The sequence below is a fragment of the Virgibacillus ndiopensis genome (assembly GCF_900187325.1).
Lineage (GTDB): Bacteria > Bacillota > Bacilli > Bacillales > Amphibacillaceae > Virgibacillus_E > Virgibacillus_E ndiopensis.
Window position 1 is genome coordinate 1 of the sequence record NZ_FZMZ01000006.1, and the last position, 22357, is coordinate 22357.

The 22357-nt window shown below is 37.2% G+C and carries 22 protein-coding genes, 1 tRNA gene and 1 rRNA gene; 3 read left to right on the forward strand and 21 right to left on the reverse strand.

Translation table 11 applies throughout. From position 1 onward, the window contains the following. The 16 genes from CS937_RS12760 to spoIIE form a co-directional block, all read right to left on the reverse strand. Positions 1-126, reverse strand: a 16S ribosomal RNA gene (locus CS937_RS12760); the annotation flags it as partial. Between the two features lie 504 nt (positions 127-630). Then, positions 631-2112, reverse strand: a complete 1482-nt coding sequence (gene lysS / locus CS937_RS12765; protein WP_099158871.1) for a lysine--tRNA ligase — start codon at positions 2110-2112, stop codon at positions 631-633. Positions 2113-2494: 382 nt separating this feature from the next. Next, positions 2495-2713 carry a helix-turn-helix domain-containing protein gene (locus tag CS937_RS12770; RefSeq protein WP_099158872.1) on the reverse strand — a complete coding sequence of 73 codons (219 nt, stop codon included), beginning with the start codon at positions 2711-2713 and terminating at the stop codon, positions 2495-2497. Continuing rightward, positions 2683-3195, reverse strand: coding sequence for a 2-amino-4-hydroxy-6-hydroxymethyldihydropteridine diphosphokinase (folK, locus tag CS937_RS12775; RefSeq protein ID WP_099158873.1), 513 nt, complete (start codon positions 3193-3195; stop codon positions 2683-2685). Before folK ends, CS937_RS12770 begins: the two co-directional genes overlap by 31 nt. After that, positions 3192-3557, reverse strand: coding sequence for a dihydroneopterin aldolase (gene folB / locus CS937_RS12780; protein ID WP_099158874.1), 366 nt, complete (start codon positions 3555-3557; stop codon positions 3192-3194). The genes folK and folB overlap by 4 nt, the downstream gene beginning before the upstream one ends. Further along, the gene (gene folP / locus CS937_RS12785) at positions 3550-4386 is read right to left on the reverse strand and encodes a dihydropteroate synthase (protein WP_099158875.1); all 837 of its coding nucleotides are present in this window, start codon (positions 4384-4386) and stop codon (positions 3550-3552) included. The genes folB and folP overlap by 8 nt, the downstream gene beginning before the upstream one ends. 274 nt (positions 4387-4660) lie before the next feature. Continuing rightward, a complete protein-coding gene (cysK, locus tag CS937_RS12790; protein ID WP_099158876.1) occupies positions 4661-5587 on the reverse strand; it encodes a cysteine synthase A in 927 nt (308 codons plus the stop codon). 325 nt (positions 5588-5912) lie between these two features. Next, positions 5913-6809, reverse strand: coding sequence for a peptidylprolyl isomerase (locus CS937_RS12795; protein ID WP_099158877.1), 897 nt, complete (start codon positions 6807-6809; stop codon positions 5913-5915). Positions 6810-6823: 14 nt separating this feature from the next. Further along, positions 6824-7705, reverse strand: a complete 882-nt coding sequence (gene hslO, locus CS937_RS12800; protein WP_099158878.1) for an Hsp33 family molecular chaperone HslO — start codon at positions 7703-7705, stop codon at positions 6824-6826. A gap of 24 nt (positions 7706-7729) precedes the next feature. Next, positions 7730-8509: a type III pantothenate kinase gene (locus CS937_RS12805; protein WP_099160058.1), complete on the reverse strand. Its 780-nt coding sequence runs from the start codon at positions 8507-8509 to the stop codon at positions 7730-7732. Between the two features lie 124 nt (positions 8510-8633). Further along, the gene (gene ftsH, locus CS937_RS12810; RefSeq protein ID WP_099158879.1) at positions 8634-10655 is read right to left on the reverse strand and encodes an ATP-dependent zinc metalloprotease FtsH; all 2022 of its coding nucleotides are present in this window, start codon (positions 10653-10655) and stop codon (positions 8634-8636) included. Positions 10656-10877: 222 nt separating this feature from the next. After that, positions 10878-11426 carry a hypoxanthine phosphoribosyltransferase gene (gene hpt, locus CS937_RS12815; RefSeq protein ID WP_099158880.1) on the reverse strand — a complete coding sequence of 183 codons (549 nt, stop codon included), beginning with the start codon at positions 11424-11426 and terminating at the stop codon, positions 10878-10880. Positions 11427-11437: 11 nt separating this feature from the next. Further along, a complete protein-coding gene (tilS, locus tag CS937_RS12820; RefSeq protein WP_099158881.1) occupies positions 11438-12832 on the reverse strand; it encodes a tRNA lysidine(34) synthetase TilS in 1395 nt (464 codons plus the stop codon). A gap of 58 nt (positions 12833-12890) precedes the next feature. Then, entirely contained in the window at positions 12891-13844 is a 954-nt protein-coding gene (locus tag CS937_RS12825; protein WP_099158882.1) for a protein kinase domain-containing protein, read from the reverse strand. Continuing rightward, positions 13807-14547 carry a vWA domain-containing protein gene (locus CS937_RS12830; RefSeq protein ID WP_099158883.1) on the reverse strand — a complete coding sequence of 247 codons (741 nt, stop codon included), beginning with the start codon at positions 14545-14547 and terminating at the stop codon, positions 13807-13809. The genes CS937_RS12825 and CS937_RS12830 overlap by 38 nt, the downstream gene beginning before the upstream one ends. 101 nt (positions 14548-14648) lie before the next feature. After that, positions 14649-17099, reverse strand: a complete 2451-nt coding sequence (spoIIE, locus tag CS937_RS12835; RefSeq protein ID WP_099158884.1) for a stage II sporulation protein E — start codon at positions 17097-17099, stop codon at positions 14649-14651. A gap of 402 nt (positions 17100-17501) precedes the next feature. On the opposite strand from spoIIE, the gene CS937_RS12840 reads away from it, so the two are divergent. The 3 genes from CS937_RS12840 (at position 17502) to CS937_RS12850 (ending at position 19692) form a co-directional block, all read left to right on the forward strand. After that, positions 17502-17951 (forward strand): MarR family winged helix-turn-helix transcriptional regulator, encoded by a 450-nt coding sequence (locus tag CS937_RS12840; protein WP_099158885.1) that lies wholly within the window; start codon positions 17502-17504, stop codon positions 17949-17951. A 65-nt stretch (positions 17952-18016) separates the two neighbouring features. Further along, on the forward strand, positions 18017-19477 hold the full coding sequence (locus CS937_RS12845; protein WP_099160059.1) for a DHA2 family efflux MFS transporter permease subunit: 1461 nt from the start codon (positions 18017-18019) through the stop codon (positions 19475-19477). A 141-nt stretch (positions 19478-19618) separates the two neighbouring features. Beyond that, a tRNA-Met gene (locus tag CS937_RS12850) sits at positions 19619-19692 on the forward strand. Between the two features lie 464 nt (positions 19693-20156). On the opposite strand, the gene CS937_RS12855 is transcribed toward CS937_RS12850, so the two are convergent. From CS937_RS12855 to CS937_RS12875, 5 genes are all read right to left on the reverse strand, one after another. Beyond that, positions 20157-20540, reverse strand: coding sequence for a S1 domain-containing RNA-binding protein (locus CS937_RS12855; RefSeq protein WP_099158886.1), 384 nt, complete (start codon positions 20538-20540; stop codon positions 20157-20159). A gap of 73 nt (positions 20541-20613) precedes the next feature. Then, a complete protein-coding gene (locus tag CS937_RS12860) occupies positions 20614-20994 on the reverse strand; it encodes an FtsB family cell division protein (RefSeq protein WP_099158887.1) in 381 nt (126 codons plus the stop codon). Between the two features lie 6 nt (positions 20995-21000). Then, complete coding sequence (gene yabQ / locus CS937_RS12865; RefSeq protein ID WP_099158888.1) at positions 21001-21600, reverse strand: spore cortex biosynthesis protein YabQ; 600 nt, start codon at positions 21598-21600, stop codon at positions 21001-21003. After that, the gene (gene yabP / locus CS937_RS12870) at positions 21597-21899 is read right to left on the reverse strand and encodes a sporulation protein YabP (RefSeq protein WP_099158889.1); all 303 of its coding nucleotides are present in this window, start codon (positions 21897-21899) and stop codon (positions 21597-21599) included. The genes yabQ and yabP overlap by 4 nt, the downstream gene beginning before the upstream one ends. Positions 21900-22091: 192 nt before the next feature. Further along, a complete protein-coding gene (locus tag CS937_RS12875) occupies positions 22092-22352 on the reverse strand; it encodes an RNA-binding S4 domain-containing protein (RefSeq protein ID WP_099158890.1) in 261 nt (86 codons plus the stop codon). Positions 22353-22357: the final 5 nt, after the last annotated feature.

The window sequence follows — 22357 nt, forward strand, 5'->3', positions numbered from 1 at the left end:
CACCCGTCCGCCGCTCGTTCCACAAACTCACGCCCCGAAGGGCAGAGTTTGCTTCCCGCGCTCGACTTGCATGTATTAGGCACGCCGCCAGCGTTCGTCCTGAGCCAAGATCAAACTCTCCAAAAAAGTTTGAAATAAGATGACTTACGTCAATCTTATTGTTAGTCTTAGCTAAATTGAAATCAGGGTTTAAAAGATACATAACAGATAAAATCTGTCGTTATCTTTTAACCTGTTTTATTCGAAAAACAGTTCATGTTTTTCTTGACATACTGGTTGTTTTGTTCAGTTTTCAAAGAGCAAATTTATTTAATGTCGCTCAATTTGGCGACTTTATTATCTTACCACGCTGACCATTTAAAGTCAATAACTTTTTTTAAGTTTTTTTATCATTGTTGCTGTTCGTCTTAAGCAACGATATCTAATTTACCATGATTATTCCCTTAAGGCAAGAGGAAATGAAAAGAAATAAATGGAAATTTTTTATTCATCTTATGTATACCCTAGATTTCCTCTTGTTAATCATAGCATTCCTTGACCAAAATATATTTAAATGACCCCTCACCAGAACAGAATTACCTGGAAAAGAGGTCATTTTAATTAAACCATTTTGCTGCTATTTTTTAACCATTATTTATTACGCATTTGCGGGAATAACAATACGTCACGAATCGATGGGCTATTTGTTAATAACATAACGAGACGATCGATTCCAATGCCCAGTCCTCCTGTAGGCGGCATACCATATTCCAACGCTTCTAAGAAGTCTTCATCCATTAAATGCGCCTCATCATTTCCTGTTTCTCTTTCCTTCACCTGTGCTTCAAAACGCTCACGTTGATCGATAGGGTCGTTTAATTCACTAAAGGCGTTCGCATGTTCACGACCAACAATAAAGAGTTCAAAACGATCCGTAAACCTATCATCTTCCTTGTTTTTCTTCGCAAGAGGAGAAATTTCCACTGGATGTCCATAAATAAATGTAGGTTGAATTAACTTCTCTTCCACTCTTTGTTCAAAGAATTCGTTAACAACATGTCCGAATGTCATGGAATCTTTAATGTCTATCTCATGTTCTCTCGCTAAACTTCTAGCTTCTTCGTCACTCATTGTTTTCCAAAAGTCTACGCCTGTATACTCTTTAACAGCATCAACCATGTGCAGTCTTTTCCATTGTGGCTCTAATGAAACCTCTTCTTCGCCATACATAATAGTTGTTTCGCCTAATACTTCTGTTGCAATATGGGCAATCATGTTTTCTGTAAGTGACATAACATCATGGAAATCTGCGTATGCTTCATAAAGTTCCATCATAGTAAATTCAGGGTTATGTCGTGTGGATACACCTTCATTACGGAATACACGGCCAATTTCATAAACCTTTTCCAATCCGCCAACAATTAAGCGTTTTAAATGTAATTCGATGGCAATACGCATATATAACGGAATATCCAATGCGTTATGATGTGTTTCAAATGGACGAGCTGCTGCACCACCTGGAATGCCATGCATCATTGGTGTTTCTACTTCAAGGAAACCTTGTCCGTCTAAATAACGGCGCATGGCTTGAATAATTTTACTACGTAATACAAACGTTTCTCTACTAGTTAAATTAGTAATTAAATCTAAATAACGTTGGCGATAACGTTGCTCAACATCTTTTAATCCGTGATATTTTTCAGGTAGTGGGCGAAGTGATTTTGTTAGCAGACTAAATTCTGTCGCTTTAACAGATAACTCTCCAACTTTAGTTTTGAACATTACACCTGTTATACCGACAATATCACCTAAATCAGTTGTTTTAAAGATTTCATAGGCCTCTTCACCAATAGCATCTTTTCTAACATAGATTTGGATTTGACCGCTTAAATCTTGAATATGGGCAAATCCCGCTTTCCCCTTCCCGCGTTTCGTCATCATACGGCCAGCAATTGTAACAGTATCTGTTTTCTCTTCTAATTCTTCTTTAGAAAACTGATCATATTTCTCGATTAACTCATCAGCTAAGCCAGTACGTTCAAACTTCCCTCCGAAGGGATCAATGCCTTGTTCTGTGTATGTTTCTAATTTTTCCCGGCGGACCTGCATATGTTCATTTAATTCTTCTGACACCTTCATCACTCCAATTGTTTATATTATATATCATTAGTAACTGATCCCATAATGTTAAATAAGTTCAAGTTATATATAAATAAAAAACTGCCAGCAAATAAACTGGCAGGTGTGTCTTTAATTAGTATAAAAAAAGCATGGAAGCCTGTCAATTAAATGTGTTTACGATGCTTTTGAAACCTCTTCTAATTCTCTTGCATACGTATATAGAATATCTAACAGACTATCACTTAACTCAACATAATTAATACGAGCCCTTACTTTCCCATTTCCTTTTAGTCCTTAATTACAATCAGCATACCCTTCATACATTTGCCGTCATCGGTGCTAATACTACACGGTTAGGAATCGTATGTCTCCAATTTGAAACATTTATAATTAGTTATATCATTTCTTTATTCTCTAACGTTAATTCTTCCTTTGAGATAGATAATGTATCAGAAATGTTATCCAACAATTCATCTGATGCCTCTTCCGTACCGCGCTCAACATTTCCGAGTACAGCGATTGAAACGTCTAACTTTTTTGCAAATGCAATTTGCGTATATCCTTTTAACTTACGAAACGCTTTTATTCGTTTCCCGATTCGTTTTGGGTCCATTTCGTAACATCCTTCATATCTTCAGGTGACAGTTCACTTATCAAATCTGTCACGCTTTTACTCCAATTAGGAACACATATATTCGGTTCAATCTCCGCTAACGGGATTAAAACAAATGCCCTTTCATGCATTCTTGGGTGTGGTACAGTTAATCGCTCTGTTTTACTATTTTCTTGATTATAGATTAAAATGTCAAGGTCAATTGTACGTGGACCGAAACGAATTTCTCTTTTTCTCCCTAAATTACGCTCTATTGTTTGGCAAATAGTGAGTAATTCAATGGCAGACGACGATGTATCCAATTGAACAACCATATTTAAAAAGTCAGCTTGATCCGTATAACCTACTGGTGCCGTTTCATAAATAGATGATTTTTTTACAACAGCAATTTCAGCATGCTCCTGAAGCATATCTATTGCTCTGGATAAATGCTCCTCCCTTGGTTCAATGTTACTGCCTAATGCAACGTATACATTTTTCATACGGATTTCCCCCTGAAAATTTCCACAGCAACTGATTGATAATGGCCTGGTATTGGCGGATCCGGCTTCGTGATTTTTACTGTACATGCCGATAAAAGCCCAAACGATGATAAAAGTCTATCAGCTATAGACTCAGCAACCGCTTCGACGAGATTTTTTGGTTCGCCTTCTACAATTTCCTTTACTAATTCATATACATGACCATAATCAATTGAATCAATCATATTATCAGATTTACCAGCTGTTTTTAAATCAGTCAAAAGTTCAACATCCACATAAAAACGTTGGCCAAGTTTATTCTCTTCAGGAAAAAGGCCATGGTAACCATAAAATTCCATGCCATTCATAAGTATTTTATCCATTTAGACTCTCCCCTTTTCCCAGCATGGCGTCCATCATTTTCGCTAACTCTACGTTTAATTTTACATTATGGACACGAACAATTTGCACACCCTTAGTAATCCCTAAGCAAGTAGTAGCTCCAGTTCCGTTATCACGCTCAGCCGGTGAAAGATCTAACACACTTCCAATAAATCTTTTCCTGGACGTTGCCAACAATAATGGATAACCTAAATCGTTTAACTTCTCAAGGTTATTCATTACAACTAAATTATTCTCAGCTGTCTTCGCAAAACCAATGCCTGGATCAAGAATAATGTTCTCTTTAGCTACCCCAGCCTTTAAAGCTATATCAATACTTACCTGTAAATCAGCTTTCATATCATCAATTATAGATGTGTAATCCATGTTTGTCCGATTGTGCATTATAATAATCGGTACATTATATTCTGCCGCAACAGATGCTATATCAGGTTCCTTTTTTGCTCCCCAAATATCATTAATAATTTCTGCACCAGCCTCTATTGCTTGTCTAGCCACCTCAGCTTTATATGTGTCAATAGAAATTGGTACTTGGACTTCTTTTTTTACTGCTTGAATAACGGGAAGTACACGACTTAGTTCTTCCTTCAAAGATACAGGTTTATGATCTGGCCTAGTTGATTCTCCACCAATATCAATGATATCTGCGCCCTGTTTCTCCATCGTTATAGCTTGCTTTACCGCTTTTTCAACTGATGTATAACTTCCGCCATCAGAAAACGAATCCGGAGTTACATTTAAAATCCCCATAATATGAGTACGCTCTGATAAATTATATTGTTTAGAATTCGTCTTTAAAATCGTATGCATAATCTTACCTTCTTCCAGTACTATGATTCGCTTTGCCCCAGTAAGCCCCCCATTTCATATTTTGTGGTAAAACTGACTAGCAATGTGGGGACGACTCCAAAAAACGTTCGGTTCTGTCAACTAACAATCAGTAGGGACAAAAAAACTGCTGATTGAAGTTTCATTTTATAATCGTATCACAGCAACGTTAAAAGCGGAAGAGTCACTGGAAATGGTAAATTAAGCACAAAAAAAGTCGGCACCAATATAATTCGATGCCAACCTTTTCCGATTCTTACTCTTCGTCAAATTGATACAATGGTGTTGATAAGTAACGTTCTCCATTATCAGGTAGTACTGCAAGAACTGTTTTGCCTTTTCCTAATTTTTTTGCGACCTTTTTTGCTGCAGCAATTGCGGCGCCTGATGAAATACCACCTAGGATACCATCTGCTTTAGCAGCTTGACGCGCTGCGGCAAAAGCTTCATCATTAGAAACACGCACAACTTCATCATATACTTCTGTGTCCAAAACCTTTGGAACAAAACCTGCTCCAAGACCTTGAATTTTATGCGGACCAGGATTTCCACCTGATAAAATAGCTGAATCCTCTGGTTCAACAGCATAAACTTTTATATCCCGAAAATGATCCTTTAACACATTACCAGCACCTGTTATGGTTCCACCAGTGCCGATTCCTGAAACTAATGCGTCAAGGCCATCTTTCATTTGCTCGACAATTTCTTTACCAGTCGTACGGGCATGTACCTCCGGATTTGCTTCATTGTTAAATTGTTGCGGCATGAAATAGCCATTTTCTTCTTTTAATTCCTCTGCCTTTTTAATAGCACCCTTCATTCCGTCTGCGCCAGGTGTCAATACCAGTTTTGCACCATATGCACGTAGTAAATTTCTGCGCTCTTTACTCATTGTATCAGGCATAACGATAACAGTTTTATAGCCTTTTGCAGCACTAATCATTGCTAAACCGATACCTGTATTACCACTTGTAGGCTCAATAATCGTATCGCCTTCTTTAAGAATACCTGCTTCTTCTGCGGCTTCGATCATTGACATTGCAATACGATCTTTCACAGAGCTCCCAGGGTTCATAAACTCGAGTTTTAAATAAACATCTGCACTATCTTTGTCTGCAGCTCGATTCAACTTTACAATTGGGGTTTGGCCAACCAACCCTGCAATATTTTCAGCTACTCTCATACTATTCCCTCCTAATTCCAAGTATTTTTATAGGATTTAATTATAATGTACGTTTTAACCATCGAAATGTCAAACAATTCCTACCAATTAAACTCATTTCGAAAAGATTTCTGTTATTTCCTATATATGAAATGGGATTATAAAGCAAGCATAACTCCAGAGAAGGAAATACATAGAGACTCTTGTGGGAAAGCGAAGACAATGACCCCCGCAAACGAGGAGACTCAGCGCGAGCCCACGGAAAGCGAAGTGTATTTCCGGAACGGTAATCCAAGCATAAATTCACATCGCAAGTTTCTATAAATAAGAGCCTTTAGAAAACATTCTATTCATAAATCCATTCAATATCCAACTTATCCCATAATGGTTTTGTTGATAATGATTCCTTCTGTTTCTCTAGAGCTAATTCGCTTTTAATATATGGTTTTATTTCGTCATACGTAAATTCTATATCCGGAAGCTTAGCATGAAGATAAATAATGGCAACGCCCGTATCACTTTTAAACGGTTCACTATATGAACGCTCTTCCATTTCCAACGCAGTCTCTCGGTATCCCGTTGGGAGGAATTGACTGTTATTAGTAAAATAACCTAAATAGCCGCCATCCTTCTTCGTATCCTCATCAATTGAATACTCCTGTGCTAGTAATTGGAATGAAGCACCATTGTCTAACTCCTTCATTACTTTTTCAGCAGTATCGAAGTCAGGAACAATAATGTGTGATAATTTCAGTGAAGCAGTAAAGTTATATTGATTCTTGTAATCATTAAAATATGATCTCATTTCTTCTTCTGGGATTGATGCATCCATTGTCAAAAGTGCCGCTAGTTGATAACGGTAAATGACATCCTCACGCCATTTCTTTGCCTTTTTTTCCGCTTCTTCTTCCGTCATCGGACCTTGCATTCCAGTTAATAAGGACAGTTCTCGGTCGATTACCTTTTCACTAACTTCTATATTATTCTTCTTAGCTAGTTGTGTTACAATTTCATGGTCAATCATCTTCTCTAACTGACTTTGTCCATGTGCTTTTCGAAGAGCATCCATCCATTCTTTATAGGAAATTTCCTCACCCTCAATGGTTGCGACTGGTTTTTTTAGATCAACAGCATTTCCTTCATCAAGAACTACCTTTTCATCGTCCTTATTCCAAAATAATAATGTAGCAACATTGGTAATGAGCAATACGACTATTACACTTAAGAGCAATTTTTTAGACATAGTAGCTCCCTTCCTTACTGTTCATTGTTCTTTTTCAAGTTTTCTAGTTCTGTTTCCGTAAACGTATATGTCTCATTACAAAAATGACAGACCGCCTCTGCCCCATGATCTTCATCAATCATTTGTTGAATTTCGTCATTGCCAAGCCCAACTATCGCTTTTTCAAAACGTTCCTTTGAACACTTACACTTAAACTCTACTGGCATTTTCTCATGAAAATTAATTTCTTCATCACCAAATAACCGCTGTAAAATTTGTTCAGGTGAATTCCCTTCACGTATAAGGCTCGATATAGCAGGAAAAGACTGGATTCGATCCTCAAGCTGTTCAATTACCTCTTCATCAGCACCAGGCATCACCTGAACAATAAATCCGCCTGCTGCTAGGATCGTATGGTCTGGATTCACCAAAACCCCTGCACCCACAGCTGATGGTACTTGTTCTGAATTAACGAAATAATACGTAAAATCCTCGCTAATTTCACCAGATACAATTGGGACTTGTCCAGTAAAATAATCTTTCAATCCTAAATCTTTAACAACACTTAAACTACCCTCGGTACCAACAGCCCGGGCCACATCTAATTTACCGCGATCATTTAAATCAAAGTCAACATGCGGATTAGACACATAGCCACGCACATTACCATGTGCATTAACATCAGCAATAATTGCTCCGATTGGTCCGTTCCCTTCCACTTTAACCGTTAATGAGTCGTCACCTTTTAACATCGCACCCATCATTGTTGAAATTGTAATCGTTCGCCCTAAAGCAGCTGATGCTGTAGCCCAAGTATCTTGTCTTCGGCGTGCTTCTTCTACTGTATTCGTCGAGGTAATGGCATAAGCACGTACCATACCTTTTAATGTTGTTGCTTTTATTAAATAATCATTCATGCTGAAACCTGCTCCTTTATGCTATTAATTCTTTAATTGCATATTTTTCTTATAAATTAAGTATAAACCTTTTAATGTCAAATGTTTATCAACGTGATCAATTGTTTGAGATGCATCAGAGATCAACGAAGCTAGACCTCCAGTAGCAATTACTTTCGGCTCTATTTCCGATTGTTGTTTTATACGATTCACGATGCCATCAACTTGTCCGACATAACCATAAAAAACACCAGATTGCATCGCTTCGACTGTTGTTGAACCAACCACATTGTCTGGTGCTTGTATTTCAATTTTCGGTAGCTTTGATGCTTTACTATATAATGCTTCCATAGAAATGTGAATTCCCGGAGCAATCGATCCACCTTTGTATTCTTTCTTTTCATTAATATAACAATACGTTGTAGCGGTTCCGAAATCAATTATAATAAGTGGGGAGCCATATTCTTCAATTGCACCGACAGCATTCACCACACGATCAGCACCAATTTCTTTTGGATTCGGATAACCCATTTTTAAAAATGATTGAACAGTGTCTTTTCCGATAATTAATGGTTTTTGATTAAAGTAAATTGTACACATTTTTTCCAACGCAAACATAATTGGTGGAACTACTGATGAAATGATAATGCCGTTTATATCCGATAATGCAATTGCTTTATGATCTAAAAGTGACTTTATCAACATTCCGAATTCATCTTCTGTTTTATATCGATCCGTTTTTATCCGCCACTCATGCTTTAATTGATCTTTTTCAAACACACCCAAAACCGTATTAGTATTTCCTACATCAAGTACAAAAAGCATCACTAATCAAACCTTTCTACCGAAAATAATAGTAACCGATTTTTCTATTCTATAATATACCATAAGTAACTTTACACAAAAACAACCTCCCATTATCATGAGAGGCTGTTTTATTCAATTCTTGTTATTCTTTCTTATCTTCATCATTAATTTCTGTTTCTTCATTGACATCTTCAGCTAATTTTTGTTGCGCTTTTTCTTTTGCTTCTTCGTATGTCTCTGGGACATCGTCATCTTCTTTTTTCGAATTGATGTTAACGCGTAGATTCTTATCATCTTCTGGATTAGTTGAATCGTTATTATCTTCCTCTAATTCCTCTGGATCAGGAAGTTCTCCATTTTCAAATAACCCCTTTATTTGTTTTGCATCAAGAGTCTCTACTTTTAGAAGCGTTTGTGCAACAAGTTCTAACTTATCCTTGTTCTCTGTAAGAATCGTTTTAGCTCTGTCGTAACAATAGTTAATGAAGTTTTGCATTTCCTTATCAATTTCATGTGCAATAGCATCGCTGTAGTTTTGATCATTTTGGATGTCACGTCCTAAGAAGACGTTTCCGCCACCGCCACTGCTAAATTGAAGTGGACCGATTTTATCACTCATACCGTATTCGGTAATCATTTTGTGCGCAATATTAGTTGCACGCTGGAAGTCATTAGATGCACCAGTACTTACCTCACCAAATATAATTTCCTCTGCTACACGTCCACCTAAAAGACCAGTAATTTTATCAAAAAGTTCCGGCTTCGTCATGAAGTAACGATCCTCTTTCGGTAACATCACAGCATAACCGCCAGCTTGCCCTCGTGGAACGATAGTAACTTTATGAACCATATCCGCATCGTCCAGTACCATACCTATAATAGTGTGCCCACTTTCATGGTATGCGACAATGTTTCGTTCTTTTTTGGAAATAACTCTGCTTTTCTTAGCAGGCCCTGCAATGACACGGTCAATCGCTTCATCAACATCAAGCATGTCAATCGTATTTTTATCATGACGAGCTGCTACTAAAGCCGCTTCATTTAACAGGTTTTCTAAGTCAGCACCGGAGAATCCTGGTGTACGAAGTGCAATTGTTTTTAAATCAACTGTTGCATCAATTGGTTTATTTTTCGCATGTACTGCTAATACTTCTTCACGGCCTTTAACGTCTGGACGATCAACCGTAATTTGGCGGTCAAAACGGCCTGGACGTAATAACGCCGGGTCAAGAATGTCTGGACGGTTAGTTGCAGCGATAATGATAATTCCCTCATTGACACCAAATCCATCCATTTCCACAAGCAATTGGTTCAACGTTTGTTCACGTTCATCGTGTCCACCACCAAGACCGGCACCACGTTGACGCCCAACCGCATCAATTTCATCAATAAATATAATACAAGGAGCATTTTTCTTAGCATTCTCGAACAAATCACGTACACGAGAAGCCCCAACACCAACAAACATCTCAACGAAATCAGAACCACTAATTGAGAAAAATGGTGTACCTGCTTCACCCGCTACTGCTCGTGCTAATAAAGTTTTACCTGTTCCTGGAGGTCCTACTAAAAGAACACCTTTAGGAATTCGTGCCCCAACGTTTGAGAATTTACGAGGATCCTTCAAGAAATCCACAACTTCAACAAGCTCTTGCTTTTCTTCATCGGCCCCTGCGACATCTTTAAAGCGAACTTTTTTCTTTTCTTCGCTGTACATTTTCGCCTTACTTTTACCAAAGTTCATTACACGACCGCCGCCGCCTTGTGATTGACTAAGTATAAAGAAGAAAAATAACGCAATAATGATAAATGGAATCATCGTTGTTAAGAAAGTAACCCATCCGCTTGGTTGTTCCTCTTCTTCTACATTAAGCAAACTTTGTTCAGTTGCTATATCTGTAATATTTGCGACGATTTCAGTGTTATCTGGAACTTGTGCAATAAATTGCTTATCACCGTCATCTAACGTACCAGTAATTCGCATAATTTTATTTGCTGGCTGCATCGTCATTTCTTCGATTTCACCATTATTTAAATGTTGCATAAATTGTTCTACATCAAATTGTTTTGCTTGATCATTTTGTCCTTTAAATACTCCTATAACGCCAATGATGACAAGGAATATAAGGAAATAAAAGATCACATTCCGAAATAATCGGTTCATTGCCTACCTCCTCCCAAGCGGGAAAAACTATAGTACATAGTACCATAAGAAAAAGTTGCAATACAACTAATTCCACTTATAATTTAAAATTATTCTATTACTAATTTGTCTATGTTGAAAAAACGCTATCTGCATCTTTCCAGAAGCTAGGGTGAGAAATCAAATTGGCGAAGACTTTGTCTAATTTCCCTCTAACTTATTTGACTAAAACAAACGTTGTTTTTACGCTTCTTCTCCACCATAAATCTTCGGTTTCAATACACCTATGTATGGTAAATTTCGATATTTTTCCTGGTAATCTAATCCGTAGCCTACAACAAACTCATTTGGAACCTCGAAACCAATGAGGTCAGCTTTAATGTTTGCTGTTCTTCCAGAAGGCTTATCTAATAGTGTCACAATTTTGATTGACTTCGCCTTGCGATATTTAAATAAATCAACCAAATAGCTTAGTGTTAACCCACTATCGATAATGTCTTCAATTATTAATAAATCGCGACCCTCTACCTTTGTGTCTAAATCTTTTACAATTTTGACTTCACCAGATGAACGCATGCCACCATCATAGCTTGATACATCCATAAAATCCATTTCCAAGTGAGTTTCTGTATGTCTCAAGACATCTGACATAAAAGGCATAGCACCTTTCAACACACCAATCGCTAATGGAAATTTGCCGTCATATTCCTCAGTAAGCTGTTTTCCTATTTCGGCACATTTTTTTGCAATATCCTCTTTAGATATTAGTACTTTTTCAATATCGTTATGCATTTTGGTTCCTCCTACAGATTGCCTTTATCATAAAATAATTGAATATATGAGGTGCTTTTTTTCTGTCTTGTTGGTTTTCCTTTTTTCAATCCAACAAGCCATAATATTTCTCCATTATTATCGGTAACTATCGGCCATTTATCCCGTTCGTTAACTGGAATTTTTGCATCAATAAATATATCTTTTATTTTTTTACTTCCGTTTAAACCTTTCCAGCGCATCCGATCCCCCGCCTGACGAGTTCTTATATGTAAAGGTAAGGAAACTTGATCTACACCACATAAATAGTTTTTTTCGGTTTGTACTCCTGGATCCTTCGTATGAATAGCCAATAATTTTGACCCGTCCGGCAAATCTAATTCACCTGGTATAGCTATTATTTCATTAAAAGAATGTGGTTTTTGGGCATGGTCGGAAAAATAAAAGTTTACCTGTTGATATGACTTTTCTACGATTAGCTTGTGCGGAAAATCTACTTGGGCGTTGGCCTTATTAGATTTTAATAATGAAAAAAACTGCTCCTCATGCATATACGATAAATAGTTTGGCAATTCATCATATAGATAATTTAATATTAGATGATAGACTCGCCTTTGTAAAGCACGGGAATGTGTTACAAATTCTCTAATTTTTAATGAAGCTCTATTGTTTTTTTTATCAAATAGTATTACCTGTTTAAATAAATTATTTGCTTCCTTCATTAAAAATTGTTCGTCATCCTGTAGTGATTCACTTAAATGCTGCACTGTAGTATGTATATTCCGGTTTTGCTCTTTTAGTAATGGAACCATATACTTCCGAAAATAATTTCTTGTGAAGTTCGTCTCATCGTTTGTAGGATCCCTTCTTGGACTAATATGCTCATCCAAGCAGTACCTTTCAATTTCATCTCTCGATACACATAAAAACGGACGTACTATTTTGCCCGTTGAAAATATACGTTTTAACGGAATACCAGTAAGTGCTCTTGAATTTGCATAACGAGTAAGTCCCATTAACATCGTCTCAATCTGATCATCACCGTGGTGCCCGAGTGCTAAGTAATCGGCATTGTGCGTTTTCATCTGGTCTTCAAAAACCGCATAACGTAATTCTCTTGCTGCAAGCTCTGTTCCAACTTGCCTATCTATCTTATACGATGGAACGTCTACAGAGGTTCCATAAAATTCAATATTCCATTTTTTACACATATTTTTAACATATTCGATATCTGCTTTCGATTCGTCCCCCCTTAACTGGTGATCGACAGCTATTGCAATAATTTTTAGGCTCCATTCGGTTTGAATAGACCTTAAAAAATGCAGGAGCGCCATAGAATCTGGTCCACCCGATACACCGACTAAAACCGTTTTATGTTTAGCTATCAACTTATGTTTTTGGATAAATGAAATAACAGTTTGTCTCATTTTGTGCCATCCCTATTAAGATTTGGTAACATTTTAATCGTAACATACTTCCTGCCTGTTAAGGCACTAATAATGAGGATAGATAGTAGAATAACGCAAGTAAAAATATGCCACCAGTTTCAACTATGACAGGGCTTTTAGTTTTAGTCCTTACCTTTTGTGTACGACCTGTCTGTTTGCTGCTAGTATGTGTCTTTTGTGCTTTATACATAGTATTTGCTATTTCATTTTTCATTTGTGCACTAGATTGATATTTTCCTTGGATCGCTTTCATGAGACATGGACTGTATATCTTTAATGCTTTAACTTCATTTATTTTTGCATAAAGGACCTTTTCCGCATTTGGTCCTTTGTTAAACCGTTTTGGAAAATATAAATTTAAAAAGACCATGACAAACGCAAATAAATCATAGCTTGGCTCAGCACGTCTTGAGCCCATACCCCAATAGCCCCGGTCGTAGAATTCGGTATATTCTTTGATCGCCCTACCCTTTTGCGTAGTACCTCCAACATCAATCCAACGGACTCTTGGAGGCGATGAGAGGACTAGAAGATTCTCTGCTTTTAAATCACCAAACACCCACCCAGATTGATGCAAGCGTTCTAAATCTTCAAGAAGCTGGAGCATAAACACACCTATCCACGCACTGCCATTTCTTTTTATGAAGCTGGCCATCGTTTCTCCTTTTAGATATTCCATAACATAAAAGGAGTATTTTATTCCATGTGGAGTAACCCAATCATCAACATCGAATAAAGAAGGTCCAAGACGATTTCCTTGGACCTTTTGCAAAGACTTTAACACATTTACTTCCATCGTCATCGATGTACTATTATCACTGATTTTCAAGGCATATTCCTTACCATTGCATTCGCACAGAAAAACTGAACCGATGGCACCGCTACCTAGTTTACGTTTGATCATATAACGGAATTTATGCCATTTCCCGTTAAGGCTCATGCCTGGTTTAAGTTCAATATCCTGCTTCTTCCACGTTTGGTTCATCTTCATCCCTCAAGCTCCTTAACAAGCTCTTCTTACCAAATTGGTACATCGCTTCACGAATTGCTGGTCCCGTCGGTGTAATTCCTCCACTTGTGAGCTTTGGAAATATAGTTGAAATAGCATCAAGCTTCGGTGACCAATCAAATACTTTTTGAATATCCTTCCGTTTGCCTGGAAAACTATAGATACAAAACCGATTTCGGCCAATTCTTGCATTTAAGCTAATGGATAGATCGATTAACGCTTCTTTAACAGTTGGTAGCTTGTCATGCATACTAGCACTCGTATCCACAAGGACGAGTACCTCTAAATCGCAGGTCTCACCCATATCTTCTACCACTTCCATAATCTCACCGCGTTTTTCTGGATCTAAATCCTCCATTGATTGCTTTGGTCCTAAAATTTGTTTTAATTCCTGATTCACAAACCCTTGTAACGTCTGTGTCATCGCCTGCTTTGTCACCATCTGTACGGTTTGTGATAACGACTGTTTGTAAACAAGCTGGCTGACACCACCACCGGAGAGGGCAATATCCTCTACTTCATGCAACCCCTCTGGTTCTTCTGTCTGATCATCGTCTAAGATTCCAATTACATTTACTGTGATTCCTTGCTGATAGGCAATTGCTGCTGTTGCTGCAGGGTCTTCCCCCTTATTGGAGCAGCCATCGGTAATCAGCAAAATCTGCTTCAATGTACCTTTTTTCAAAAAATCTACCTCCCAACTATTCCACTATCATCATCACCACTATGACAAGTTTATATACATAGAATCCGGAGCTAGACATAGATTGGGAGATACCAAAATATTCACTGTGCTTTCTCTTCATATACTGGTACAGCAGCCCACTGTGGCGAATTCTTTACTACTTTGGCTACCATAACTGTCATATCATCTACAATTGCACCAGATCTAGTGCGAATGACTTCCTCTAGTAACAAATCAGCCATTTCCTGTGGATCATCTGTTTTCATTTCACGTATTTTTCGTTTTAACCATACATCCGTATTTTCAACATGCTTCGGTCCATCAAATATTCCATCACTCATCATGATTAATATGTCCTCTGACTTCAGTTGTTCGCTAACAATATCTACATCAAATTCTTGAATGATTCCCATAGGTAAATTACTAGCTTCCACCTTAAGCATTTCTTCACCTCGTTTAATAAAACTAGGTGTTGAACCAATTTTCAAGAATCTCACAAATGCATTGTGCAAATTGATCACTGCAAGATCCAAGGTTGCATACATTTCATCTGTTGAACGTAAAGATAAAATAGAATTTATAGATTTAATTGCTACTTTTTCTGGAATACCTGTCTGTAAGATTTGCTGTAACAACCGTAATGTTTCATTGCTTTCCTCATGTGCACGTTTTCCATTCCCCATACCATCACTAATTGCCATCGCGTATTTTCCTGCACCCAGTTCAATCGTAGTATAACTATCACCGGAAATTAGTCCACCACCTTTTGCTGCATTCGCGACACCTGTTTCAATCACAAATTCCTTGGCTGAACCGAACGATAAGTAGCAATAGCCATTCGGAAATGGTGAAATTTCTTCTTGTTTCACAACAATCATTTCATTCAAAATATCCGAAAGTACTGGGGCAATTAACTTTGGTCCCTCCCCATGATAATCATAAAAGGAAACGGTCATTTCAATATCTACATTTCCTTTATCCAACCGAAAAATATCTAATTTCTCTAAGTCTATCCCCATATGCTTTAAAGCATTAACAATTTGTATTTCCTGGTTTTCATGATGCTGTCTTTCTTTTAAAATCTCCTTTGCGAAATTTTCCATTACCTCTGATACCCCTTGTAACTGATCAGCCACAAAACGTTTGCTTTCCATCACCTGTTTTTTTAACTTTTGATTTGCCTCAAAGAATGACATTTCCTCTTTCATTGCGTCAACTACCTTTTTAGATTTCACACAATGGTTTTCAAAGTCGCGCATCAACTTACGATTAGGATCATGGTCATCAGTCAGATCATCTTTCATGTCCTCCATCAAGGAATATGTTTTATCAAACTGTTGCTGCCAGCACCGATCCTTCATAAAACAGGTCTGACACGTTTTCTCGGTTACTTGACTTAAAAAATAATCCGTTTCCCGTTTTCGATCAGCATCCTCCTGCGGATATTCTTCGTTCGATGAAAAGCTTTTCGACAATGCTTCGAACACGTCTGAAAATTGTTCAACCCGCTTAGCGGTGACATTTCGTACCTTTTGTAAATATTGTTCCTGTTCGTTGGTATATTCCTCTGTCCCGGGAATATAACGGGAAAGCTTTTTAAAAAAACTAGCAGGGGTAAGAAAGAAAATCAAAATTGCAATGGATGATTCAATAATAGATGGTAATAATGTGGAAGCGTCCTCATAAAATCCGACCAAAAACGTCCCAACCAACAGCCCTACGCTAACCCCCGTTTTCCTACCTTCTTTTAATAATCCACCTAACAATCCAGAAAAGGCAAGAAGACTCATTTGATAAAGGTTTGCGACATTTGCAAGTGATAAAATTAACCCTGCCACTACACCAACCGTTGACCCAACAGCGGCGCCACCGATAAAAGCAAGTAGTAGCACAAAATAACGGGAAAGAACCTGCTCTATCGAAGCATCATATATATCCCAACCAATCGTACCCGTCAATATCGAAGCAAGTAAGATGATCATACAAACAATTTCTTCATTTTTTAATGTAGGTTTATATCTTTTTGGTGATAATAACGGAATGCTTTGCATAAATATCAGTACAAGTACCGTACCAAGCACACCTTCAACGAACAGAAGCATCCATTCATACGATGAAAGTTGATCTGTAATCGAATAGAGAAACAATCGTGGTGCTATTGTGGATAGGAACACAAAAAGTGGAATAATAACCTGCTGATTCTTAGCATTTTTAAACAAACCCGCAAGAAAAATAAAGACAATCATTGCAAGCGCAACAAATATGCCTTGATTGAATGAATATGTACAAGCACCAGCAAGTACAGCTAGCATAACCTTAGCTGATTTTTCCTTATGTACAATCCATATAGTTGCTAAAAATGCTACAGCAAACGGGGATACAACGGACAAGATAACGGCTCGTCCTAATAAGAAACCGACAATAATGAACAGCCATCCTTTTTCAAGCATTATCGCCCTGGCTGTGGAATTAATTTTTTTTCGCAACTTACTCATATCGCGTTGTTCTCTTCCAAATGCTTTAGTTTCTACTCTTGGAATTGAATCCATCATATAAAACCACTCCCTCTCCTCAGTTATTAAACCACAAGAGGTATTCTTTTTTTGTCAAAACAAGAGAGCATATTCATAAAATCGTTCGACTATCTTTTGTTGGACGAGCGATTTTTCTACAATTAGCAACGTATTCTACCATTCTCCCCCTTTCCTGAAATTACTTCTCTATTAAGCAAATCTACTAATGTATACGTTATTTCCGATCCTTCATTTTACGTTGATAGAAGATTAAATTTGTTGTTCATTTCTATCAGGAATACTCGAATGCTGGACAAATTAACTTTTTAATTAGAAAACTGCATTAGAAAAAAACTCTTGCATTATAAGCCGTATTTTCATATAATAGTTCTCGTGCGAATTGTTCGCATGTGAACTATTATAGTTTAAAGGAGAAATTATATGGATTCTGATAAAAAAATCCGAGACATTATATTCTCGTTTCGAGAAGTTAATCGTTTCTTTTATAAACAGATGTGGCAGCACGCAAATGAATTAGGTGTAACAATCGTTCAGCTGCAAATACTTAAAATTTTATCTGAAGAACCTAATTTAAGTTTACTAAGCCTCACCAAAAAAATGAGTGCGGGTAAAAGTACTATTAGTAGTACAGTTGATCGTTTAGTTAAGGCAGATTATGTTAAGCGAGAGCGTTCAACTGAAGACAGACGAGCAATCATTTTGAATTTAACGCCTCTTGGGGAAGAAAAAAAGAAAGAGGCACATGCGTTATTTATGCAACGTCTTTCTAAACTACATGAAATAAGTGATAGTGATGTAGAACAGTTAATTGAAATTCACCAATTAATCAAAGAAAAAATTAAGATTACCGGAGATGATGAAACGTGTTAAACCGTACAACTAGATCAGCTTATATTGATGCTTCAAAAGTGCCAAAAGGTCCGATTATTTTTGTAATGGTACTTGGAGCATTTGTAGCAATTTTAAACCAAACGCTTATGAATGTGGCATTACCTGTAATGATGGAAGATTTAAAAATAGATATGACTACTGCACAATGGTTAACAACAATCTTTATGCTCGTAAATGGTATTTTGATTCCAATTACTGCATTTTTAATGGAAAAGTTCTCAACTAGAAAGTTATTTTTGACAGCAATGTCACTATTTGCTTTAGGAACACTTATTTGTGGTATAGCACCGGGGTTTGCTTTAATTTTAATTGGTAGAGTCATTCAAGCTGCTGGCGCAGGTATTATGATGCCATTATTAACAAACGTTATCCTAAGTCTCTTTCCAATTGAAAAACGTGGCGGTGCAATGGGACTGATTGGTCTAGCTATGATGGCGGCACCTGCTATTGGACCAACATTGTCTGGGTGGATTGTCCAAACATTTTCATGGCGCTTATTATTTTTCATCGTATTACCAATAGCGGTCATTGACGTCATTCTTGCATATTTCCTATTACGCAACGTGACCAAACTATCTAAACCGAAAGTTGATATAGCATCAATTATTTTATCTACCATTGCATTTGGTGGATTACTTTACGGATTTAGTGCTGCCGGTCAGGATGGCTGGTCAGATTCGATTGTTCTTACAACTTTAGCTGTCGGTGCTGTTACAATGATTATTTTTGTATTTAGACAACTACGAATTAAGACACCAATGCTGGAATTTCGTGTTTTTAAATACACTATGTTTTCATTAACTACTGTCATAAACGTTGTCGTAACTATGGCAATGTTTGCGGCTATGCTATTAATACCACTCTATTTACAAGATGTCAGAGGATTTACTCCTATGGAATCAGGATTGTTATTATTGCCTGGAGCTATCGTCTCTGGAATCATGTCACCAATTACCGGGAAGCTTTTTGATAAAATTGGTGCACGTCCATTAGCATTACTTGGATTAGGAATTACTGCTGTAACAACTTACTTTTTTACGGATTTAACGGATTCAACAACGTATACGTTTATGATGTTATTGTACACTGCTAGAATGGTCGGTATTTCCATGATCATGATGCCGATTATGACAGCCGGATTAAACCAATTACCAAGACGTTTGTATTCACATGGTACTGCAATGGCCAATACGCTTAGACAGCTATCTGGTGCTATTGGTACTGCTTTCTTAATAACCGTAATGAGTAACCGTGCTGCTGACCATATTGCTGATTTCATGCCGAAAACAGGGATGCCTAGTGAACAGGAATTCGCAATGATTAAGGGTCTCGCAACAATTGAAGGAATAAACGATTCATTTATGGTAGCAACCGGATTTGCAATTTTAGGATTTATATTGTCGTTCTTCATTAAACGCACAAAACCAGATGCTGAGGACGATGCGTATAATCAGGAAAGAAGTCGTGAAGCAGAGGAACAAGGTAAAGTTCATGTAACACTTTGAAGCAGAGCCACAGAACAGTTAAATTAAATGTGCTGCCTTTTTACGAGGCGGCACTTTCCATTTAATCAAAAATTACAAAATAGGCAATTTCTATTGACACAAATCTACCACTGATGTATGATATTTTTTGTGACTGATTTTGGCGGCGTAGCTCAGCTGGCGAGAGCGTACGGTTCATACCCGTGAGGTCGTGGGTTCGATCCCCTCCGCCGCTATTACAAAAAGCGTAGGCAACTTCTAGGAGCCGAAGCTAGATCTAAACAAAGACCTGCTAGAGGTATAACCCTTTAGCAGGTCTTTTTCTATTGGCTTTTCCATAAATTTTGTTGCTTTTTAACCACGTAGTTTCAGTAAAATGCGACGTATTGTTGTTCTTGGATACCGCAGCCCGTATACACGGAGACTCCTGCGGGAAAGCAACAGCTGAAGACCCCGTAGGAAGTGAGTTTCTTCCGAGGAGGCTGAAGCGTTTCCCGCGGAAAGCGCAGTGTATTTCCGGAACTTTAGCCTAATCAAAAATTTATGTCGCAGTTTATGTTTTTTGTGTAAAAACAACAATTCTATTGATAGTAATTGAAATAAGAGACCCTGTCCTACAAAAAAGCAGGTACCCGCTATAAAAGTGGGTACCTGCTTTTTTTATTTATGATTATAGAGCATCCTCTATAGACAGCAGTTGCTATCCTCTTTTAGCACCTCGACCTCCACGTTTGGATTCCGTGTGCTTCTTCAAAGAGGCTAAACGGTCCTCTGAATCCTTTAGAAACTTATTCATTTTTGATTCAAAAGATTCACCGCGATCACGATTGTTTCTTTGGCGTACTGGCTTATCCTTTGCTTTCTTAATCGATAATCCAATTTTGCCATCTTTTTCGACATTAATCACTTTAACCAACACTTCATCACCAACAGTTAAGTGTTCATTAATGTCTTTAACATAGTTGTCGGCAACCTCACTAATATGGACAAGGCCAGTTTTTCCTTCCCCAAGCTCTACAAAAGCTCCAAAATTAGTGATACCTGTTACCTTTCCCTGCAGCTTGCTGCCTACTTCGATTGACATAAAAAAAATGCTCCTCCTTAAAATTTTTCAATATATAGTACTAATATATTATAGCTAAGCATATAAAAGGGTGTCAATAAGAGGGATCTTCATCAGGGATTTTAAAGATTAATTCCCCTTCTTTGGAGAAGAAATAGTTCGTCCTGGCAATTTCTAAAACATATTCCTCATCTTCCAACAGATTAATTTCTTCACGATAATTCTCTTCCTGCTTTTTCAAAGTAGCAAGCTTGTCCTGAAGCTGTTCATATTGGTCCTTTTTTTCCGCCTGAAGTGCACGCTGATTCACATGATATGTAGCCATACTACCAATAACAATAACTGTTACTATAGAAAATAACACAAGACGGCGAATTAGGCGCTTTTTCTTCTTCTTTTGTCTTTCTATATGTGCATCGTATTGCTGCATATAATTCGAATCTAATCTTGTTACCGTTTTTTTCTTTGTAGACACCTATGGCTACCTCCCCTTAAATTTAAAATACTTTAACCATTTAATACATATATTCTTCATTGTACTATAAAAACCTGCTAATTTGTGTAAAAAGTTTTGAAAGTTTTTTGGCAGGATCCGGTAGATTGTCATAAAAATCCATTTTAATGGCGTATAAATAAGCTTAACGATAAAGAGAAAAATAGTAAGCAGAAGATGGCCAATAAACAAAATAACCGTAATCAAAATCTGTATAACGTATTTAATCGGAGCAATAATAATCATTTGAACTAAATTCTTTATAAATCGATAACACATCAGAACAATTTTTATAACACGTTCCAACAACCGCTTATACAAATTAGAAGCAAGGCCCTGGTATGCTGCAAATCCTAATAAACAAGCAAGAAAAACATAAAACCTCAACTCTCCAGCATTAACACGAAATAGCACATAAAATAGAATCAATGTCTGTGAAAGCCAGAAGGAAATTTCCATAAAATACGTTAAAAAAAGTTTACCTTTCCAGTGCTTTGTAAAGCGCCTATACGTATCCTGTACCATTCCCAAATAAAAGCCAGCTATAACCATGGCAATCATAGTCATAAATTGAACACTTAGAGTCATCTAAATAGCTTGCTAAAGAACCCTTTAGCTTTCTCCTGCTGGTGTTCATCCACATAGGAAAGCTCATAGATTTTTCCTTTAATCGTAACTAAGCCTTCGCCGACATCTAAATTCTTTAGCTGGAGATTATGTCCACGAACAATTAAATAGCCCATAACAGTTTCGAGCAAAAATTCCTCATTGTCAAAGCTATCAACTTCTTTAACACCAGTAATTTCTAAGTTTTTCCGATTATTAATTTTAACATAATGGTCCTGTTGAACACGATTTACCGTTTCTTTTTCATAATAATTATTCATATGTTTCGCCCTCCTTATCATTATTACTTTATGAAAGAAGGGACAAGTATAGAACAAATCTAGTTACTAATTTTTCAGTCTATAACTTTGGATAAATTATCAGCTCGCTATAGTCACGTTTAGCTTCGTGCGGGCTAGTGGCGCTTGACGTAAGCAATAGACACAGGTCTTGCCCGCTTCGCTTTTGATTTACTAGCTACTAATTTTTTCTTCTTTAATAACCTTATATAACATCTCTGCTTCGTCTTTTTTCACAGTCTCTTTCAATACTTTCACTTCAATGGTTACCACTTTCTGGCCAAACTTAATAACTAACTCATCACCAACTTCTATAGTTGAAGATGCTTTTGCTTGATTGCCGTTGATCGTTATCCGTCCTTGATCGGCAACCTCTTTCGCTAGAGTTCGACGTTTAATTAAACGGGATACCTTTAAGAATTTATCTAATCGCAATTATA

What these genes read in the sequence shown, in the direction of transcription:
- CS937_RS12770 (WP_099158872.1), bottom strand. Translation starts at nt 2,713, where the DNA reads ATGGACCCAAAACGAATCGGGAAACGAATAAAAGCGTTTCGTAAGTTA.
- folK (WP_099158873.1), bottom strand. Translation starts at nt 3,195, where the DNA reads ATGAAAAATGTATACGTTGCATTAGGCAGTAACATTGAACCAAGGGAG.
- folB (WP_099158874.1), bottom strand. Translation starts at nt 3,557, where the DNA reads ATGGATAAAATACTTATGAATGGCATGGAATTTTATGGTTACCATGGC.
- folP (WP_099158875.1), bottom strand. Translation starts at nt 4,386, where the DNA reads ATGCATACGATTTTAAAGACGAATTCTAAACAATATAATTTATCAGAG.
- cysK (WP_099158876.1), bottom strand. Translation starts at nt 5,587, where the DNA reads ATGAGAGTAGCTGAAAATATTGCAGGGTTGGTTGGCCAAACCCCAATT.
- CS937_RS12795 (WP_099158877.1), bottom strand. Translation starts at nt 6,809, where the DNA reads ATGTCTAAAAAATTGCTCTTAAGTGTAATAGTCGTATTGCTCATTACC.
- hslO (WP_099158878.1), bottom strand. Translation starts at nt 7,705, where the DNA reads ATGAATGATTATTTAATAAAAGCAACAACATTAAAAGGTATGGTACGT.
- CS937_RS12805 (WP_099160058.1), bottom strand. Translation starts at nt 8,509, where the DNA reads ATGCTTTTTGTACTTGATGTAGGAAATACTAATACGGTTTTGGGTGTG.
- ftsH (WP_099158879.1), bottom strand. Translation starts at nt 10,655, where the DNA reads ATGAACCGATTATTTCGGAATGTGATCTTTTATTTCCTTATATTCCTT.
- hpt (WP_099158880.1), bottom strand. Translation starts at nt 11,426, where the DNA reads ATGCATAACGATATTGAAAAAGTACTAATATCTAAAGAGGATATTGCA.
- tilS (WP_099158881.1), bottom strand. Translation starts at nt 12,832, where the DNA reads ATGAGACAAACTGTTATTTCATTTATCCAAAAACATAAGTTGATAGCT.
- CS937_RS12825 (WP_099158882.1), bottom strand. Translation starts at nt 13,844, where the DNA reads ATGAAGATGAACCAAACGTGGAAGAAGCAGGATATTGAACTTAAACCA.
- spoIIE (WP_099158884.1), bottom strand. Translation starts at nt 17,099, where the DNA reads ATGATGGATTCAATTCCAAGAGTAGAAACTAAAGCATTTGGAAGAGAA.
- CS937_RS12840 (WP_099158885.1), top strand. Translation starts at nt 17,502, where the DNA reads ATGGATTCTGATAAAAAAATCCGAGACATTATATTCTCGTTTCGAGAA.
- CS937_RS12845 (WP_099160059.1), top strand. Translation starts at nt 18,017, where the DNA reads ATGGTACTTGGAGCATTTGTAGCAATTTTAAACCAAACGCTTATGAAT.
- CS937_RS12855 (WP_099158886.1), bottom strand. Translation starts at nt 20,540, where the DNA reads ATGTCAATCGAAGTAGGCAGCAAGCTGCAGGGAAAGGTAACAGGTATC.
- yabQ (WP_099158888.1), bottom strand. Translation starts at nt 21,600, where the DNA reads ATGACTCTAAGTGTTCAATTTATGACTATGATTGCCATGGTTATAGCT.
- yabP (WP_099158889.1), bottom strand. Translation starts at nt 21,899, where the DNA reads ATGAATAATTATTATGAAAAAGAAACGGTAAATCGTGTTCAACAGGAC.